22 protein-coding genes are annotated in these 18986 nt (G+C 28.6%); 5 read left to right on the top strand and 17 right to left on the bottom strand.

Annotation, left to right across the window (positions count from 1 at the left end; genetic code table 11):
• Positions 1 to 91: 91 nt before the first annotated feature.
• From P8F83_RS07190 to P8F83_RS07150, 9 genes are all read right to left on the bottom strand, one after another.
• Complete coding sequence (locus P8F83_RS07190) at positions 92 to 1369, bottom strand: FAD-dependent oxidoreductase (protein WP_326514071.1); 1278 nt, start codon at positions 1367 to 1369, stop codon at positions 92 to 94.
• Positions 1366 to 2358: a sulfide/dihydroorotate dehydrogenase-like FAD/NAD-binding protein gene (locus P8F83_RS07185; protein ID WP_326514070.1), complete on the bottom strand. Its 993-nt coding sequence runs from the start codon at positions 2356 to 2358 to the stop codon at positions 1366 to 1368. The genes P8F83_RS07190 and P8F83_RS07185 overlap by 4 nt, the downstream gene beginning before the upstream one ends.
• Positions 2359 to 2491: 133 nt before the next feature.
• Positions 2492 to 3448, bottom strand: a complete 957-nt coding sequence (locus P8F83_RS07180) for a methyl-accepting chemotaxis protein (protein WP_326514069.1) — start codon at positions 3446 to 3448, stop codon at positions 2492 to 2494.
• A gap of 84 nt (positions 3449 to 3532) precedes the next feature.
• Positions 3533 to 5092: an FAD-dependent oxidoreductase gene (locus tag P8F83_RS07175; protein WP_326514068.1), complete on the bottom strand. Its 1560-nt coding sequence runs from the start codon at positions 5090 to 5092 to the stop codon at positions 3533 to 3535.
• 65 nt (positions 5093 to 5157) lie between these two features.
• A complete protein-coding gene (locus P8F83_RS07170; protein ID WP_326514067.1) occupies positions 5158 to 5901 on the bottom strand; it encodes a nucleoside/nucleotide kinase family protein in 744 nt (247 codons plus the stop codon).
• A gap of 180 nt (positions 5902 to 6081) precedes the next feature.
• Positions 6082 to 6510, bottom strand: a complete 429-nt coding sequence (locus P8F83_RS07165) for a hypothetical protein (protein WP_073016203.1) — start codon at positions 6508 to 6510, stop codon at positions 6082 to 6084.
• Between the two features lie 102 nt (positions 6511 to 6612).
• Positions 6613 to 7125: a YcxB family protein gene (locus P8F83_RS07160; protein ID WP_326514066.1), complete on the bottom strand. Its 513-nt coding sequence runs from the start codon at positions 7123 to 7125 to the stop codon at positions 6613 to 6615.
• Positions 7126 to 7243: 118 nt separating this feature from the next.
• Positions 7244 to 7903, bottom strand: a complete 660-nt coding sequence (locus P8F83_RS07155; RefSeq protein WP_326514065.1) for an SIMPL domain-containing protein — start codon at positions 7901 to 7903, stop codon at positions 7244 to 7246.
• Positions 7904 to 8018: 115 nt separating this feature from the next.
• Positions 8019 to 8660, bottom strand: a complete 642-nt coding sequence (locus P8F83_RS07150; protein WP_073016208.1) for a DUF3794 domain-containing protein — start codon at positions 8658 to 8660, stop codon at positions 8019 to 8021.
• Positions 8661 to 9051: 391 nt separating this feature from the next.
• Between P8F83_RS07150 and P8F83_RS07145 the strand changes: the two genes are divergently transcribed.
• From P8F83_RS07145 to P8F83_RS07125, 5 genes are all read left to right on the top strand, one after another.
• Positions 9052 to 9633, top strand: a complete 582-nt coding sequence (locus tag P8F83_RS07145; protein WP_326514064.1) for a hypothetical protein — start codon at positions 9052 to 9054, stop codon at positions 9631 to 9633.
• A 109-nt stretch (positions 9634 to 9742) separates the two neighbouring features.
• Positions 9743 to 11269 carry a spore germination protein gene (locus P8F83_RS07140; protein ID WP_326514063.1) on the top strand — a complete coding sequence of 509 codons (1527 nt, stop codon included), beginning with the start codon at positions 9743 to 9745 and terminating at the stop codon, positions 11267 to 11269.
• Positions 11259 to 12404: a Ger(x)C family spore germination protein gene (locus tag P8F83_RS07135; protein WP_326514062.1), complete on the top strand. Its 1146-nt coding sequence runs from the start codon at positions 11259 to 11261 to the stop codon at positions 12402 to 12404. Before P8F83_RS07140 ends, P8F83_RS07135 begins: the two co-directional genes overlap by 11 nt.
• Positions 12405 to 12406: 2 nt before the next feature.
• Positions 12407 to 12619: a hypothetical protein gene (locus P8F83_RS07130; RefSeq protein WP_326514061.1), complete on the top strand. Its 213-nt coding sequence runs from the start codon at positions 12407 to 12409 to the stop codon at positions 12617 to 12619.
• Between the two features lie 19 nt (positions 12620 to 12638).
• Positions 12639 to 13733, top strand: coding sequence for a GerAB/ArcD/ProY family transporter (locus P8F83_RS07125; protein ID WP_326514060.1), 1095 nt, complete (start codon positions 12639 to 12641; stop codon positions 13731 to 13733).
• Positions 13734 to 13757: 24 nt separating this feature from the next.
• Here P8F83_RS07125 and P8F83_RS07120 read toward each other — a convergent pair whose 3' ends face one another.
• From P8F83_RS07120 to P8F83_RS07085, 8 genes are all read right to left on the bottom strand, one after another.
• A complete protein-coding gene (locus tag P8F83_RS07120; protein WP_326514059.1) occupies positions 13758 to 14231 on the bottom strand; it encodes a hypothetical protein in 474 nt (157 codons plus the stop codon).
• A gap of 123 nt (positions 14232 to 14354) precedes the next feature.
• Positions 14355 to 14954, bottom strand: coding sequence for a nitroreductase family protein (locus P8F83_RS07115; protein ID WP_326514058.1), 600 nt, complete (start codon positions 14952 to 14954; stop codon positions 14355 to 14357).
• A 46-nt stretch (positions 14955 to 15000) separates the two neighbouring features.
• Complete coding sequence (locus P8F83_RS07110) at positions 15001 to 15702, bottom strand: pirin family protein (protein ID WP_326514057.1); 702 nt, start codon at positions 15700 to 15702, stop codon at positions 15001 to 15003.
• A 235-nt stretch (positions 15703 to 15937) separates the two neighbouring features.
• The gene (locus tag P8F83_RS07105) at positions 15938 to 16246 is read right to left on the bottom strand and encodes a winged helix-turn-helix transcriptional regulator (protein WP_073016223.1); all 309 of its coding nucleotides are present in this window, start codon (positions 16244 to 16246) and stop codon (positions 15938 to 15940) included.
• Between the two features lie 160 nt (positions 16247 to 16406).
• Positions 16407 to 16562, bottom strand: a complete 156-nt coding sequence (locus tag P8F83_RS07100) for a hypothetical protein (protein ID WP_326514056.1) — start codon at positions 16560 to 16562, stop codon at positions 16407 to 16409.
• A 224-nt stretch (positions 16563 to 16786) separates the two neighbouring features.
• Positions 16787 to 17710: an aldo/keto reductase gene (locus tag P8F83_RS07095; RefSeq protein WP_326514055.1), complete on the bottom strand. Its 924-nt coding sequence runs from the start codon at positions 17708 to 17710 to the stop codon at positions 16787 to 16789.
• 151 nt (positions 17711 to 17861) lie between these two features.
• Positions 17862 to 18290, bottom strand: coding sequence for a hypothetical protein (locus tag P8F83_RS07090; RefSeq protein ID WP_073016227.1), 429 nt, complete (start codon positions 18288 to 18290; stop codon positions 17862 to 17864).
• 223 nt (positions 18291 to 18513) lie between these two features.
• Positions 18514 to 18942 (bottom strand): GTP pyrophosphokinase, encoded by a 429-nt coding sequence (locus P8F83_RS07085; RefSeq protein ID WP_326514054.1) that lies wholly within the window; start codon positions 18940 to 18942, stop codon positions 18514 to 18516.
• Between the last annotated feature and the right edge of the window lie 44 nt (positions 18943 to 18986).

Raw genomic sequence — 18986 nt, 5'->3', positions numbered from 1 at the left:
TTATGCATACCCCCTTTTAAAATAGTACTTAATACATTCTATTATTAAGTACTATTTTTGGAGACTGTTTTCGACAACATAAAAGTTTAATTTAGACTAATTTCTGATTAAATACGTTATCTAGGCTAACCTTCTTAACTCTATTTTCTATTTCTTTAATATCTATAGAATATAGATTAAGGTCTTTCATTCTCTTAAAGTAATCTGATCCAGCAAAAGTATATCTCGATTTTCTACCTTCTCTTGTTTGAGATCTTTCATTTGCAAAGGATATAATATCACCTATGGATAATGAGGAAGGAAGAGTCAATAAAGGTATACCTATACAAAATCTTACTGCATTATGTCCAGCTAAGCTTCCAGTTGAAATAGCCTCAGTATGTCCAACAAATAAACCTGACTTTTCACCTGCACAGAATAAATTGTCAACTCCTATTACTTTCATATCATTTGTTCTAGGAGCAACGGATAGATATCTAATAGAATTACCTTGAGATCCAGCTAAAGGATCTACATATCTTGCTTTTTCTAATCCAGGTATTTTTCTTAATTTATCAAGTGGATAATATGAGGTCATTAGCTTCGCGTGTCCTGTGTCTAACATTACAAGATTTTCAGCAAACTCTTTAAGTGCATATTGTTGACAAACTTTAGCTTCAAGCTTATCATAATTTACATCTTCTGACGGAACATGAAGGACTGCTACTCCTGTTGTTTCTAGCTGATTCTTTAACTCTTCTGATAAGCTGTCTTTAGCAACTTCACAGGAACCAGAAAAAGCTCCAAGCTTATCATCATTTCTTTCACCAGAAAAATCTTTAACTCCAGCTCTTTCACTAATTGATATTCTAGGTCCGTAAGATGGACACCTTAAGATACACATTGCACAGCCATTTCCGTATCTTTGACAGTTTCCCATTGGACCAGTAGAACCAGTGGTTTCAACAATTACGTCACCTTCTATATAATCTCCATTAGATAGACGAACTCCTTTAATTATTTTTTCATTTTGTTCTATATCAGTAACCCTAGTAATTAGGTGAAGTTTAATATCCATATCAGTTAATAATTTTCTAACATCGGGTTCAATGGATGTAACATCATAAAGAGAGGCATGTTCATGGCCAGGAAATTTTATATTTTTATGATTTGAATTTTTATCGCATAAATGTATAAGCTCAGGAGCACCTAATGCTATAAGTTCCTCAGCAGCAGTAAACCTACCATTGTTTCGCATTATTCCACCTATATTTCCTAATCCTAATAACAAATCTGTCTTTTCAAAAACATGAACCTCTGCTCCAGCCTTTTTAGCTGTAATAGCAGCTGCACAGCCAGCCCATCCACCGCCAATAACGAGAACTTTCATATAAATCTCCTTCCTTCAAAAATATTTCTTGGATCAGATTGTACTTTGCATAGTCTTTTAACTACGTGACCTGCAAAACGAGCGGTACAACTTCCACAAACCCCTTCACCACAACACATCTTGGAATTATTGCAACAAGATAAACTAACATCATCTGCTTTTATATTATCTAAGAAATTCATAACATTGAAAGTGAGTATATCCGCTCCACCACAATGTATTAGATTAACATTATCTTTTTCTATAGAATCTCTTATAATAGTTTTACATTTGTCAGTAAGTTTTCCTGTTTCCAAAAGATTAGCTTCCGTATAGGTTAGATTCAAAGACGATAATAAATCATCTACATATACTTCTTTATAAGGAGCTCTATCAATTATAATATTTAAGTTATTATTTTGTTTTTGAAGTGCTTTTATAACAGGTATCATAGGAGCTACACCTATACCCCTGGCAAGTATTAAACAATTAGAATTTACAGTGTTTTTTATATTTTTTAATCCAAATACACCATTCCAATAGGGGCCTCTAATAACTAATGGATCATTTGCTTTAGCATTTAATAATCTCTTAGTTTTAATTCCTCTTACTTCAATTAATATAGAGGCAGTATTATCATCTATATTGCAGTCCATTATAGATACAGGAACATCAAAATAGAAATTTTCATCAGTTCTTAGGAATATATAACTACCTGGATTCATTAAATCTAAAGATAAATCCTCAGGTAAAGAAAATTTTATATATAATAAGTCTTTTTCGTAAAGTTCGGTCTCTAATATATTACAAGTATAAGTTTTTCTTCCTTCTTTTGCTTTTTCTCCGTTAGCTATCCATCCTTGATATATACATACTCCTTTCCAATTTAAACAATCACAAAAGCATTCACCATGAAGTTGTGAACATAAGATACATTCCCCAGCTTCAGCTAAATGACAAGGACAAAATTTTGTGCCTGAATCTATACAATCTATTTTTTCACCTTTCATTTTTCCTCCATAGAGAGTACTCTATTAATAATTTATTTAAATAAAAAGATATTGTTACAAAAATTTCAATACAGCTTAAATGAGATAGTTGACATAAAATAAATAACTACCACCTAGTTTAGGTGGTAGTTATTTATTTTACAATATTAATTTCATAAGAAGATAGCTTCTCCTTTATATCTAAAAGCTGAGCATCTACTAAGCTAGCTTCATCTATATGATTTAGTATAGTATCAGTAGTTATTTTGAGAATATCGTAAATATCATTAATTTCAAGATGCATATCTTCTATCTTTGTTATTTGAGAATTAAGAGTTTTAATAACCTCTTTTACTCTTTCATCTACTAAATATATATGTGATAAACTTTCATCAACCTTATTTACAGCAATATTAGAGGCTTTTACACCTTCTTGAATTACTGAACTGGATTTATAGGAGTTGTTTAACACCGTTTTAGTATCACTTTTTATACTTTCAATTAAAAGGGATATATCAGTAGTACTTTTTTTAGTCATTTCTGATAATTTTCTTATTTCAACTGCAACAACAGAAAATCCTTTTCCATGTTCACCTGCTCTAGCTGCTTCTATAGCTGCATTAAGAGCCAAAAGATTAGTTTGAGTAGCTATGTTAGTTATTAAACTAACTATTTCATTAACCTTATTGAATCTAGACACTAGTTGATTTATGCTGCCCATACTGTTTTGATTTTCTAATTGAAGAGTTTTTATTATGCTTGACATCTCTTCAATGGCAATTTTTCCTTCTTTAGATTTAATCACTGAAGCATTAGTTGTGATATCTAAATTCTTACTTTCAGAATGAAGATTTTGAGTTGATATATTTGTTTTATCGCCTAAACCAGATAAGTTACTCATATGTAATTTTATCTTGTCTGCAAGTTTGGATAATGAGTTATGTTGGTTATTTACAACATGATGTTGACTTACAGTTTTCTCTAATAAAGCTTTTATAGATTTTATAAAAGCAACTATATCACTATCTTTTTTTTCTGTGACTTTAGTTGTTTCTTTGAGTTCTTCCTTAGAAACAGATTTCTTTTTGGGTTTAATAAAATTTATAAGCATACTACTTCCTCCATATTTCTATAAGAAATAGTATAATGCTTTAAAAAGTTTATAAATATGATTCATATCACATTAATAAAATAATTATACAAAATTAGGATGTATTTTATTGGTACCTTCTTTATAATGATTTAATTTGTGGGTAGCAGGACCTTCTAATATTTCTCCATTATATGAGAATCTTGATCCGTGACACGGACAATCCCAAGATTTTTCTGCGTCGTTCCATTTTAATTCGCATCCTAAATGCGTACAAGTTACATCAACTAGATGAAGCACCTCATTTTCATCTTTGTATGCACCGTATTTATTACCATCTATATCAACAACCTTGCCTTCCCCTATTTTTAAAGTAACCTTAGTTTCTCCATTTTTTAATTTTCCCATAACTAATTCTTTAGCAACATCAAAGTTTTCTGTAACGATGTTTTTATAAGCACGTAAAGTTAGTGATCTAGATGGATTATACACTTCTTCCCAAGGATTGTTTTCTGATAGAATTTTATCTACAAGTATTCTAGCGGCAGCTGTTCCATTTGTCATACCCCACTTACCAAAACCTGTAGCCACGAATATGTTTTTATCTGATAAAGATAGATTACCAACATAAGGCATTTTATCCAGAGTAATATAATCTTGGGCTGACCAATTATATAAAAAATCTTCAACTTTAAAGGTATCTTGAGCAAATTTCTGTAAATTAGAATAATGAGTGCTGAAGTTTTCTCCATGAGCGACTTTATGTCCATCTCCGCCTATTAGTATTAGTTGTTTTCCTTTGTTATTTTGGTATCTTAAAGAACGTGTTGGTTTTTCGGCGCTTATAAACATGGCATTAGGAAAAGCTTCTTTTATATTAGCGGCTATAATATAAGATCTTTCAGGTCTAAGCCTTGCTAAATACAAACCTAACCCATCATAACATGGAAAATGTGAGGATAATATAACTTTAGACGCAGTTACTTTTTTTCCTTCACGAGTAGTTATTACGATAGAGTTCCCTTTTTCTATGTCTAAAACACTTGTATTTTCAAAAATACAATTACATTCCTTTGATAGATAGTTAGCTAACGCTAGAAGATATTTTCTAGGATGGAATTGGGCTTGGTTTTCAAATACTAGAGCATTTTTAATAGGAATATTTATAGGAAGGGAATTAGTTACTTTAGCCTCTATTCCAATACTAGAGGCAATCTCTGCTTCATTTTCTATTTTCTTAATATATGAATCATCATTTGTGTATACATATGCTGGTAATCTTTCAAAATCACATTCAATTTTATGAAGATTTATTGTATCTTCAATAAAGTTTATAGAAGATTGGTTTGCGTCTGCGTATTGTTTTGCGTGTTCTATGCCGGAGGAATTTTTAATAGTTTCATATATAAGATTGTGTTGAGAAGTAACTTTTGCGCTAGTGAAGGCACTAGTTCCTTGAACAATTTGACTGGCTTCAAGTATAGCAAAGTTAACTCCTTTATTTTTTAATAGATATCCTGCAGTTATTCCAACTATTCCACCACCAATAATAGCGACATCAACATTTATATCTTCTTGAAGTGATAGATAATTAGTAGTATCAGTAGAATCTATCCAATAAGATTTTAGGTATTCATGAGCATTTGGCAATTCAGTATGTTTCATAGTACTACTCCTTTCATAATTATAGTTATTATTTGATTGTCTTGCCAAATTATTCACTAACCTTTTCATAACTCTGTCTTTAAAGAATATTCCCCAGATTCTAAGAGATTTAGAGTAACATCAGAACTTAGCCTATGTTCCATAACTCTATTTACATTTTTACTGTCAGTTCTTTTGTAGAATTCCAGTGCTTGCTTATAGGTACTTCCGCCTTTTAATTTTCGTTTAATTAATCTATCCTTTAATATATCACCATCTGCCTCAATGAAGATACTATAATCACATAATTCTTTTAGTTTGTCCCATTTATTTTCTGCTAGTAAAAGCCAGTTACCTTCGATAATAACTATATCTGAAGTTACTTCAATAGCATCAGATATTGGATCATGTAAAGTTCTATCATATATAGGCCATTTTAAATTTTTATTTTTAAGAGTATTAATAGTCTTATATAAACTCTCAAAATCAAAAGTTTCAGGCATACCTTTTATATCATGTAGAATATATTCTTTGCTGTTAATTGTAGCTTTATGATTTTTCAAATAGCTATTAGTATAATGAAATCCATCTAAAGATAGAGCTTGCACACAAAAAAAATCTGTTAGCTTTTTACTCAACTGCTCTAAAAACAAAGCCAATGTAGATTTACCTGTAGCTGGTGGTGCAGCTAGAAACACAATAATACGATTATTACGTTGTCTCCGTATGGATATTAATTTATTCAATAAAGGAATAAATATTTTCTTTATTTCACTTTCTGAATAAGTAATATTATACTTAAAGCCATTAACTTCTAATTCTAAATTCAAAATACCTACCTCGTTTATCAAATATTTTAATTTTGTACTAGATTAAAGTGATCTTTCAATTTCGAGGAATATATATAGATAACTATATAACTATATATAGTGTTCATACGGGTTTGAGACCCCTGATCATATTTTATTCAAAAAGCTATGCAATAAACTATTTGCATAGCTTTAGAATTTTTATAAAAATTTTTTTAACTCATCAATATTTTTTTGTTCAAATTGTAGTAACTTGTTAGCTAAACCTAATATTGTTTGATCTTGACTCTTATACTCTTTAATTTTTTTAGTTATATCAATTATGCCCATAGTACTACCTTGGATTAACATCTCTGCCATATGTGAAGGAGTTTTGTTTATTAAGGTATTAAAGTTTATAGATATATAAGTAGAAACTTTAGTTAATGTACCTATGCTCTTTGATTCTTTGTTATTAGATTTTAATTTTTCATCTGCTTCATTAAAGATACTATTATATTCATTTAATTGAGACTGTAGGTTGTTTTTAAAATTTTCATCTGTAGTCATCTTTATTAGCTGAGTTAATGTATCTTTTCCCATTTCAGAATTTTGATAGATATAATTTAATAATTCTATATTTCCATCCATATAAAATCACCTCCAAAAATAATTTTAACTAAATTAGTTAAATTTATTCTCACAGAAAATAATTAAAAGACCACTTTCAGCAAAAAAATGGTCTCTTATTGATTAATCTATTTGTGGATTTTCAAAGTTAGCAAAAAGAAAATTTTTAAATGTATCATGCTCAGTTGGATCTTTAAAAAATCTTTCGGGAATTAATATGCTTTGAGATCTACTAACATAAAATATGTATAAATTATTGTATCTTACAGAATCAGTTACATCCTTCCAATAATACTGACGGCCGCCTGACTCTGATTGAACATGTATTCCATTCTTATTTATAGTGTATATGTAATTGAATTTATTTGAAGAATTCTTTTTAAAACTTCTTTTTGTTTTAATGCTTGTAGCTATATATATTGCTATATAAACGAATACAGAACCCAATAAAGAAGCTATAACAACAAACGTAACGCCATATCTCTTATAAAATAAAATACCATACATAACTAGAAATGATATAAATACAATAGCTACCATCCTTTTGAAAATATTACGCATATAAATTTTATTAAGATCACTGTAATCCGTTAGAGATAAGGTTCCTTTAATTTTGATATCTTTTTTTGAATCCAATTTAACTACTCTCCTTGTAAAATTATTATTGCTAAATACAAGTAGATTTTATCATAGATACTAAATTAAATAAACAAAAGTATTTAGTACATATAAACTAAATACTTTTGTAAAGGCTTTAAATATAAACAAATATTGCTTCTATAAGGGCTTGTATAGAAGTCTCCCCTGCTTCTATAGGTGTAGAACTTGATGTTTTTAATGCTAATGATGGTGAGAATTCGTTACTTATATGAGTCTTTTCGACTATTTTTAGTGGTAATATATTAACTTTTGCTTTTAGTTTACTAGACATTATAATAGCTTTATTTTGAGCATCTTCAATAGCTAGTTTCAAAGCTTGATTGTAGTATTTTGTTGTATCAGAAATAACAAAATTAATTTTATCTATAAAATTAGCCCCTTTATCTACAGAAACATCTATAACCTCACCTACAGAATCTATGTCTGTAACTGAAATTTTTAAATAGTTACTTACTTCGTAGCCTCTAAAGATTTCTTTTCCATCTACATAGTCGTTTTTTATTCTTACAGTGTAATTTGTAGTTTGTATATCACTAGATTTAATTCCCATGTTAGTTAGTGATGAAATTATTCCGTTGACTATTCGAGTATTTTCATTTTGAGATTCTTTTAACTTTACGTTCTCTGTTATAACGCCTATAACTACCTGAGCTATATCAGGCTTTACATTTACAATGCCCTCACCCATTACTTTTAATATATTGCCAGGCTTTTTTAAATCAAAATTATCTATAGGATATCTATAATTATACATGCTCACCATTCCTTTTTATAAATAACTATTAAATAATATGCTATTTCTTTGTAAAAATACGAGATTTTAAAAAATAAAGGTAGTCCGAAGACTACCTAAAAATAGTATTAAACAATTATATTGATAAATGGGAATCTTTTGTGATTTTTAATTCTACACGAACAAGAACTCTTTCAAGAATTCTGTTATAGGTTACAGCCCATTCAGGAGCACCTGCAGCTACTGGATTTGGATCCAATAATTCATCTGATGTTCCTTCAACAAATGCATCCAATATTTCTACGTCATAATGCTCTCTGTGATGGCATTTGTTACAGTTTGCTCCGTAAGCATCAGAATAATCACTTACAGGTTCACATGTTTTTACTTCAACAAAAGTGCTAAAAGGTATTCTTGTAGTAAAGTGATATACTGGACCGTTTATATCAGCTGCAGTGAAATCTGTTATAGTTTTATAGTTGATGTTTTTATCTATATATCCATCAACGATTACTTTTGCAGAATGTTCACCCTTTTTGCTGCAAATTGGTATTAATTTTGTGCTTGTTATAACAACAAATTCATCAACACCTATTATGCGGAAAACAGATGGACTTGGTGGTGATATTAGTAAATCTGCTATAACTAATTCTTGTTTTTCACCCCAACCTATAACAACTGGAGTTTGGATTAATCTTTTGCATTCTGGTTTTTTAGGCTGACATTTTCCTCTTTGAGTATATTGACTTCTATAACATTGATTTGTATTACATGCCATAATTATTTCACTCCTCATATAAAATAATGTCTCGATAAAATAAAAGAGTTTTTATCGAATTTTGTCATTAGCTATTTATATTACATTATATTCTCAGGTGTCGTAAATGACACAAATTATATGTTTTATAAAACAAATTTTTTTAATAATTTTAATTGTATTAAATTACCAAATATAGCTATAATATGCTTTTGGTTAAATCACCGCTTTAAGTATAATTGTTAATTTAGTATTAAAATGTAATGAGTTTAAGAACTTTTTTTAAAGAACTTCCGTAACAAATATCTAAAGAATAAAAAAGAATGTATAATGCCGGTTTCATATTCACACAATATTAGGGCAGTAAACCCTAATAAGGATTAATAAATATAAATATGAGGAGGAATTTATAGTGAAAAAGATATTAAGTATTATTGCAACATTGGTATTAAGTTTATCTATATTGGCGGGATGTGGTAAAGCTAATACAGATACAAGTAAAGATACGAAAACTGAAGATACTAAAAAGGATGAAACTACAGATGTAGTAACAACTCCTTCAATAGTTAATAAGGAAGAAGATTTTGATAAAGCAATAAGTAAAAATGGAACATGGATTATTGCTATTCTTAATGATTTAACTATTGATCATGATATAGCATTAGAAGGTGATTTTAAAAATGGTAAAAAGGATGAACAAGGAAATGAAACATACCAACGTAAACTAGCTCTTTATGCTCAAGATGCTAATAAGAAAGTTACTGCTAGATATACTCTTACAGCACCTAAATTAGCTATAAATAGTTTAAATGCTAGAATACAGAGCGGTACTTTCAAAGGAGATTTATATGTAGCTTCAAAAAACTTTGAGCTTGTTGATGCAAAAGTTGACGGCAATATATATTTTGTAAATGAAGAGGCTCAATCAACTTTTAAAATGGATGAAAAGAGTTCAGTAACAGGAAAAAAAGAACTAAAAATACCTAATAGTTAGTTAATATATCCTAAAATAGAAAAAACACTTCTATTTTAGGATATTTTTTTGTTATATAGGAAATTATAAAATCATATTAATTTAGATAATAAAATTATTGGGTGATGTAATGGTTAAAGAAAGTAAAAAAACGAAGTATAATTCTAAAGAATCTAGTTTAACAAAATCTATACAACATAACATGAAGTTATTTTCTGATATTTTTATGGACGATGGTACGTTTAAAGTTAGAACTATTAAAAATAGATTTAATAAAGAATTACAATGTTGTGTTATATATTTTGAGGGGATGATAGATAATAGCTTTATTAGTGCAACAGTAATTGAACCTATTATGAATTGTAATTTTTCAGATTTTGATAGTGACAAAAACTTATTCGATTTAATACAAAATGAAATAATAATATCTACTTACATTGAAATAACAAATGATATTCAAAAAATTATAGAAGCAATAACACTTGGAGATACCCTTGTATTTTTGGAAGGTTTTTCTGATTGCATGGTAATCAATACTAAGGGTTGGAAGATGAGAAATATAACTGAGCCTAGTACTGAAAAAACATTAAGAGGACCAAAGGAAGGCTTTACAGAATCACTAATAACAAATATATCTTTAATAAGACGAAAAGTTAGAAATCCTAATTTAAGATTTCAGTTTAGGGAAGCTGGTAGTGAAACAAATACAAGAATATGCATATGCTACATAGAAGGATTAGCTCCACAAAAAATTTTAGATGAGTTAAATTCTAGGTTAGATAAAATAGATATAAACGGAGTATTAGATTCTGAGTATATTCAAGAAATGATAACAGATAATCCACTATCTCCTTTTGAGACAATTGGAAGCTCTGAGCGTCCAGATGTTATTGTAGGCAAGGTACTCGAAGGAAGAGTTACTTTGCTTGTTGACGGAACACCATTTGCATTAACATTGCCATTTCTATTTATGGAGTATTTTCAAGTTAATGAGGATTACTATGCTAATTTTTTCTTCACATCTTTTAATAGATTATTAAGAATACTAAGCTTTTTCTTTTCTGTAAGTGTACCTTCGTTATATGTTGCTCTAGTAAATTATAATCAAGAAATGTTGCCCACTCCTCTACTTTTAGGAATATCCTCTGCTAGAGAAAGTGTACCATTTCCAACAATAGTAGAAGCATTAGCTATGTTAATAATATTTGAAATACTTAGAGAGGCTGGAACAAGGATTCCGTCAGACATGGGGCAGGCTGTAAGTATTGTTGGAGCTCTAGTTCTAGGGCAAGCGGCAGTAGAAGCCAGAATTGTTAGTGCTCCTATAGTAATTGTTGTTGGATTAACAGGTATCGTTGCACTTTTAAATATAAAAATGAAAGGTGTAAACTTATTTTTAAGGTTCATATTTTTATTTCTAGCATCTTTTATGGGGTTGTATGGAATTGTATTTGGAATAATTGGTGTTTTGATATACACAATGGGATTAAGCTCTTTTGGAGTCCCATACATGCTAAAGGTTGGAACAATAAAAATGGAAAATATCAAAGACACTTTTATACGTAGTCCATGGTGGTATCTTAATTTAAACTCTTACAAAGTTACAATTAAAACTACATTAAAAGGGAAAAAGATAGGTACTAGAGATGAAAAATAAAAGAAAAGTTAAATCTATAATTATAGTTATTATAAGTGCATATCTTTTTACTGGTTGTTGGAATTATAGGGAAATCAACAATCTTTCAGTGGTAGCCGGGATAGCAATAGATAGAAATGAACTTAATGGTAAATATGAGGTTACTATTGAGATAGTTAATATAAAAAAGGGAAGTGATGTAGATACTGGCTCGGAATATATAACTCTTTGCGGAGATAGTCTATTTGATATTATTAGAAACATGATTTCAGTATCAAGTAGAAGACTTTATTTTGCTCACGCTAAAATTGTAATTATAAGTAAGGAATTAGCAACTGAGAGTTTGAGTAAAGCTATTGATTGGTATACTAGAGATGCTGAAACTAGAACAGACATATATTTACTAATATCAAAGGAAAAAACGGCAAAAGAGGTACTTATGTCTAAAAGAAAAGAAAATATGATAGTTTCTTTTGATTTAGCAAAAGTAATACAAAATGAAAAAAATGTTTCAACTGCTCCTAAAGTAGATTTATGGGATTTTCTTGATATCTTGAAGCAAAAAGAGGCAAATACAGCACTTCCATTGATATTTATAGATAAAAGTGGAGAAAAAGAAGTTCCGAGAATTGAAGGAATGGCTTTAATTAAAGGGGATAAACTTGTAGGTATGGTTGACGGAAATATAGCTAAATATGTACTATTTACTACTGATGAAATAAAAACAGGGATACTAGTACTGGGAAGGAAATCTTCAGAACCTATTTCTTTTGAGATTTTTAAAAATCGTACAAAACAAAAATATAAATTTGATGAAGGTAAAATTAAAGTTCAAGTTTTTACAGATACTACAGTATCAATTGCAGAGTATCAAGCTCAGCAGCCTTTTAATACCTGCGAAGAAAAAGAAGTAATAGAGAAGCAATTGGCTAATATGCTTGAAGAAAGTATTTACAATTCCATAAAGATGATACAAAAAGAATATAAATCAGATATTTTCGGATTTGGAATTACATTACATAAATATTATCCTAAAGTCTGGAAAGACTTGTCGGATAATTGGGAATATAACTTTGAAAATTTAGAGGTTGAGGTAATATCAAAGGTACAAATAAAAAATAGTGCAACTACTTCAAAACCTATAATGGGAGAATAAACATGGTAGCAATTGTAATTATAGTATACATAATTATAGTATTTATAGATCAAGTTACTTTATTTAAAAGTGGAGAAAAAAGAGATTTTTATGTAAGTGCAGTAATGTGTTTGATTTCCTTCATTATAGCAGTTTTATTAGCATTAAAAATCCCTATATATAGCCCTGCAAAACCAATTGAAAGTTTAGTAAAATTTTTTTTAGGAAAACTATAGATAAAGGAATGAGTTTTTAATGAGAAAAGAAACAATATCATTTACTGAAGGTTTTAGCATGTTAACTTTATTTATAATGGGGAGTACGTTAATTTTAGGAACTGCTCCTGAAGCTAAAAGAGATACATGGATTGCTATAATTATAGCAACTTTAGTTTCAATAATTATAGTTTCTGCTTACTCTAAAATAGCAACTACATTTCCAGGAAAAACTATATTTGATATATTTGAATTGCTGTTTGGAAAAATATTTGGCAATATATTAACAATAATTTACGTTTGGTACTTTCTTCATCTTGGTTCGTTAGTTATGCGTAATTTTGGAGAATTCATGAATGTTTTGGCAATGCCAGAAACACCTATTTTTATTTCAATTATATGTATAGGGGTTTTGTGTATATGGGTAGCAAAGTCAGGAATAGAAGTGCTTGCAAGAACTTCAAAAGTGTTATTTATAACATGTATAGCTGTAATAATTATAATACAATTTTGTACTATACCAATTTTAGATATTAGCAATATTAAACCTATGGTAGAGAATGGATGGATCCCTATAATAGATGGAGCATTTTCTACTATATCATTTCCATATGCTGAAAGTATAGTTTTTATGGGAGCTTTATATTGTATAGAAAAAAAGGATTTAGTCTATAAGATATACATAAGTAGTGTGATTATGGCAGGGATATTTATAATAGTAATTGCCCTTAGAAATTTATTTGTTTTAGGTGAAAGTGTTGTTGGTTCTTTATATTTCCCTGCATATTTAGCTGTTAGTAAAATAAATATTGGAGATTTTATTCAAAGAGTCGAGGGCTCGGTATCCATAGTTTTTGCAGCAGGTGTTTTTGTAAAGATAAGTTTATGTCTTTTAGCTGCTAGTAATGGTATTGCTAAGCTTTTTAATTTAAAAGACTATAGATCAGTTGTAATACAGACAGGATTAATCATGAGTTATTTAGCTTATTTTATTTATGATAGCATAATGGAAATGAGCTATTGGGCAACAAAGATATATAAGTATTATGCCTTCCCGTTTCAAATAATAATTCCATTAATAATGTTAATAGTAATAGAAATAAAAGTTAAGAGAAATAAACTTAAAACCAAATAAGTCTATTTCTCTACGTAAACTATCCTATTTAGATAAATATAAATCTTTTATAAAAAAAGTAGTATTTTCAGGGTTTTTGGTAAATGGTATTGAATCTAATTTATAGAAAGTGTCTACTAATGAATAATAATATTTTAGTTTATCTATAAAGTTATTTTCTTCAATATCATCTGGCATTATATCTAAAAGTATATGAATTGACAGCATTAAGATTGTTCTAATCTTAAGATTGCTTTGAATAGTTTCAAAATCTAAAGATTTATTATTAATTAAAGGTTTTACAACTGCAGACAGTTGAGGTGAGCTTAAAGTTAATTCTCCAAGTCCATGTAGCTTGCTTAAATTATAAGGGGTTTGCTCTATTACAGGTAGATCTATTAATAATGGAATGTAATTATCTAATAATTTGCTGTAATTTTTAATTACTTTATTTATTTTATTTTTATTGTAATCTGTTTTTTTCTTACCTAGCTTCTTTCTTTTTTTACTTACAGGCATTTTATTACTCCTCTCTATAAAAATTATATCGATAGTAATTATAAATATGAATAAAGAGAAAAAACTGTGAATTAGAAATATAAAAAAATCGTAAGAATTGAATCTTACGATTTAAATTTTGTATTATTTAAAAATTTTAACTCTATCTTTTAGTGGTTGGTATTCTTTTTCACCAGGTTCTGTTGTTGGGTTTCCAAAAGGCATTTGAGCGATTAGTTTCCAACTATTTGGTACACTCCATTTTGACTTAACATCTTGTTCTATAAGTTCATTATAGTGTTGTAGGGATGCTCCTAAACCCTCAGCTTCTAAAGCAGACCATATAGCAAATTGATGCATACCGCTTGTTTGTTGAGACCATACAGGGAAATTATCCTTATATAGAGCAAATTGTTGTTGCAGAGATTCAACAATGCTGTTATCTTCAAAGAATAAAAGTGTTCCATATCCAGCTTTAAAAGAGTTGATTTTATCTTCAGTGGAGCTAAACTGATTTGTAGGAACTACTTTTCTTAAAGCTTCCATTGTTAAATTCCATAAATCATCATGAGCATTATCTAAAAGTACTAATACTCTAGTAGTTTGAGAATTAAATGCCGATGGAACATATTTTACGGCATGTTCTACAATTTCTTGTATTTTATCATGAGATACTACAACGTCTTTACCTATTCCATAATAAGATCTTCTTCCTTTAACTACATCATAAAAATTTTTTTCCATTTTAAATTACCTCCAATATAATATAAATTATTATTATTTTCTAATTTTATTCGTCTTTCTTCATCTCAAGAACTAAAATATGAGAAGTGTTTTTTGCTTTGATATATATATTTTCCTCAATTACTTCAGCCGCATCTCTTTCATTTAGAAGTAATTCATTTATACTAGAACTACCCTCAACTTGAAGTATATATGCTTGCCTTCCTTTATTTACAGGAAAATCAATTTCTTCATTGTTATCTAATTCTATAGAATAAATATTGAAATCTTGATTGATTTTTATGGGTGCATTTCCGGACTTACTAGATACCATGTGAAGCCATTTATTTTTTCTTTCCTCCCAAGTGAATCTGTAATCGCCATAATTGGGTTTATATCCTGTGTTATCAGGTAATATCCATATTTGAAGAAATCTTAATGTATCATCGTCTAGATTATATTCACTATGATATACTCCAGTACCAGCACTCATATACTGAACCTGCCCACGAGTTAAAGTATTTTCATTTCCCATACTATCCCCATGAGTAAGAGCTCCTTTTACCACATAAGATACTATTTCCATATCTTTATGAGGATGCGTTGGAAATCCTGTATTACTTTTTACAAGATCGTCATTCAATACTCTTAAAGAACCAAAATTCATGTTCTTAGGATTATAATATTCTGCAAAAGAGAAGTGGAAAATACTTTGAAGCCAACCAAGATTACTTCTACCCATATTTTTATTTTCAATTTTTTTTATCATGAAAATCTCTCCTTAGTTTAAACATTTAATTATAAAATAATACTCAAATATCTATAAATAAACAATTAATCACTAACTTTATTATAAGTATTTAGTTACTATAAGTAAGTATCTTTATGTTTATTATCCCATAAGGTTAATTATTAGTCAATAGTAATTATCAAAAATAAAAAATAAAAGACATTCTTTAATTTTAAGAATATCTTTTATCTTTTATTTACATCATAGAAAAAACTTAGTTCCATTTTTCTGCCCATTTTTGAATTTCATCCATAGTAGCTTCTAATTCTTTACCTTTTTCTGATAGTTCGTATTCTATACGAACAGGAATTTCAGGATAAACTTTTCTAGTAATTATTCCTTCTTTTTCCAACTCCTTAAAACGTTCTGTAAGCATTCTAGCACTCATATTAGGAATTGCATCTGCAATATCAGAAAATCTTTTTTGCCCACTCATTAATGTTCGAATAATTAATCCAGTCCATCTTTTTCCCAATAATTCAAAAGCATTTTCAAATTTGGGACACATATGGTATTTTTCCATATTAAATCACCACCTAGTTTCAGTATAGCATATTAACTGTATAAAAGTAAGTGTCTTATTATATTATAGTAATATGCAAAATTTAATTAATTTACCAAATAATATTATAATATACTGATCCCAGAAGATTAAATGACTTTAATGAAAGATAGATAAAATTTTATTTGCAACAGATGTTACTTTCAGACTTTAAGGTAATCAACTCATGTTTTTTTTCTTCGATTTCATAATGAATTTTTAATCTATCATTAGAATTATATAAACTTTTTTTTAATTGTTCTATTTCATTTTCTAATACTTTCTCTATATTACTCATAATAAATCTCCTTTTCATATTATTTCATAATCATCCCCATAATATGAATTATTTATACACCTTATTGCTGTAGAAGCTCGCAGAGCTAAAAACAATCTGCTTGTTGATTTATTTATTAATACTAGTATATGAATTTTTTAGTTTCTTGTTAACAATTAGGATTTATGTAAAGTAAATATTTATAATAACCTCATAGTTTTAAACTATGAGGTTATTATAATTTATTAAGGCAACTTATTTCCAGCAGCTAAATAGATTTTATACCACTCTTCTCTTGTTAAATCTATTCTAGATGCCTTACATATATCTTTTATTCTTGATGAATTCATACTACCTACAACAGTTTGTATTTTTGCTGGATGTCTTAAAATCCAAGCAGTAGCAATGGCAGTATTGGTTACTCCTTTTTTCTCAGCTAATTCATCAATAGCATCATTTAGTTCAGGGAATTTTTCGTTTCCTAAAAAGACACCTTCAAAAAATCCATATTGATAAGGGGACCAGGCTTGGAGTGTTATATCTTTAAGCCTACAATATTCTAATATACTTCCATCTCTGTCTATAGAATTATTTACTTTCATATTAACGTTTATTCCGGAATCAATCATTCCAGTATGCATTATGCTAAATTGAAGTTGGTTGATTATTATAGAATTGTCACCTAAATATTTGTTAAGTAATTCTATTTGCATTGGATTTTGATTACTCACACCAAAGTGTTTAACCTTACCACTCTCTTTTAATTTTGAAAAAGCTTCTGCAACCTCTTCAGGTTCCATTAAAGTATCTGGACGATGTAAAAGCAAAGTATCTACATAATCGGTTTTAAGTCTTTTAAGACTTCCATCTACAGAATTTAATATATGTTCTTTAGAAAAATCAAACATTTTTCCTGGAACAATACCACATTTCGTTTGAAGTATGATTTTTTCTCTTAAATCAGAGGTTAAATTAATAGCCTCCGAAAAAATTTCTTCTGATTTCCCACCTGCATATATATCCGCATGATCAAAAAAGTTTATTCCTTCTTCAAGTGAGGTTTTAATTACGTTCTCTGCTTCATCTTTATTAAGTGCACCCATTCTCATGCATCCAAGAGCAATCTCTGAGCCTTGAACTTTTCCATTACCAATATTAATATTTTTCATTATTTTACCCTCCTTGTTATTTTATTTCATCTTTACTATTTTACCAATATATTCAGATGGATGTAAAGGGTTTTAATACTTAATATATAAGCAAATAAAAACAACCAATAAATTTTATCAGTTGTTTTTAAAAACATTAGATTTAATCAAATTATTTTGATAAAAAGTTATTAATTATATTAGCTGGGAATTGATTTTTATTAAATAGTATAATGGCTGATAAAATGGCTTGGATTAATCCTAGTGTAAAAAATAGAACATGTAAGAAAACAATATCTCCAAGCATAATGCACTGTACAATAATCCAAATCACCAAAGCCCAGCTAAAAGTACTGCTTATATATCCTTGATAATTAGACTTTAAAGAAAGAGTTAATGCACTTAAAAGATTTCCAAGACCAATAACTGTAAATAAGATTATGCCAGGTATCAAAAAGTTAGAAAAAGGAGAGTTTTTAAGAATTGAAGTTGGTACTCCAACGGGATTATTAGGATTGGTAATAGCAGCTAGTCCACCAAACATAGCGCCAATTCCAATGATTAAATGTAATATAAATAGAATTCTATAAAGTAGCTTCATAATTTCCTCCTAATATTAAATTTTACATCTTTATCTAATTATTATAACAAAAGATATAGAATCAAAGCGAGAATAATAAATTAAATTCTTGTAAAAATAATAAGGACGCTCAAAAATTTTGTTTAAGCAAAGGTAAGCATAAAAGAAAACTACAAAAAATAGTTAGAAAGTTTTGGGATATTTCTGATTAATTATTTAGGAAATATCCCATTATTATTTTAATTTAATCAGTTAAAAGCTTATATGCTTTTTTATATTTTTCTATTCTTGCAAAATCCTTTTCAGTTGGATTATTAATTCTTGAGATATCCATATTGTCTCTAAGATCAGCTAATTTTACTCTAAGAGCTATAGGATTTAATTTAACTCTTAATATGAAGTCCTTATAAGACTCATTTGATTTTCTTGTGATGCTAACTAATGCATCAAGAATTTCTATTTCACCGTGAAACCCATTATCCTCTAAATGTCGTAAAGTTATACTTGTATCTTCTAATACATCGTGAAGTATTCCGACTATCCTATCCTCATCATTATCTAAAGAAAGCATTACCCTTAAAGGATGTAGAATATAGGGATTTCCACCTTTATCAAATTGGCCACTATGAGCCCTTGTTGCAATAATTATGGATTTTTCTAATAAAGAAATCATTAATTAATCACTTCCTCTTAAGGCTAATTATAGCATAAATGAAA

It is taken from the genome of Clostridium intestinale (assembly GCF_035905475.1).
Classification (GTDB): Bacteria; Bacillota; Clostridia; order Clostridiales; family Clostridiaceae; genus Clostridium_T; species Clostridium_T intestinale.
The sequence above is the reverse complement of the archived record's forward strand: the minus strand, read 5'-3'. Positions and strand labels throughout refer to the sequence as shown.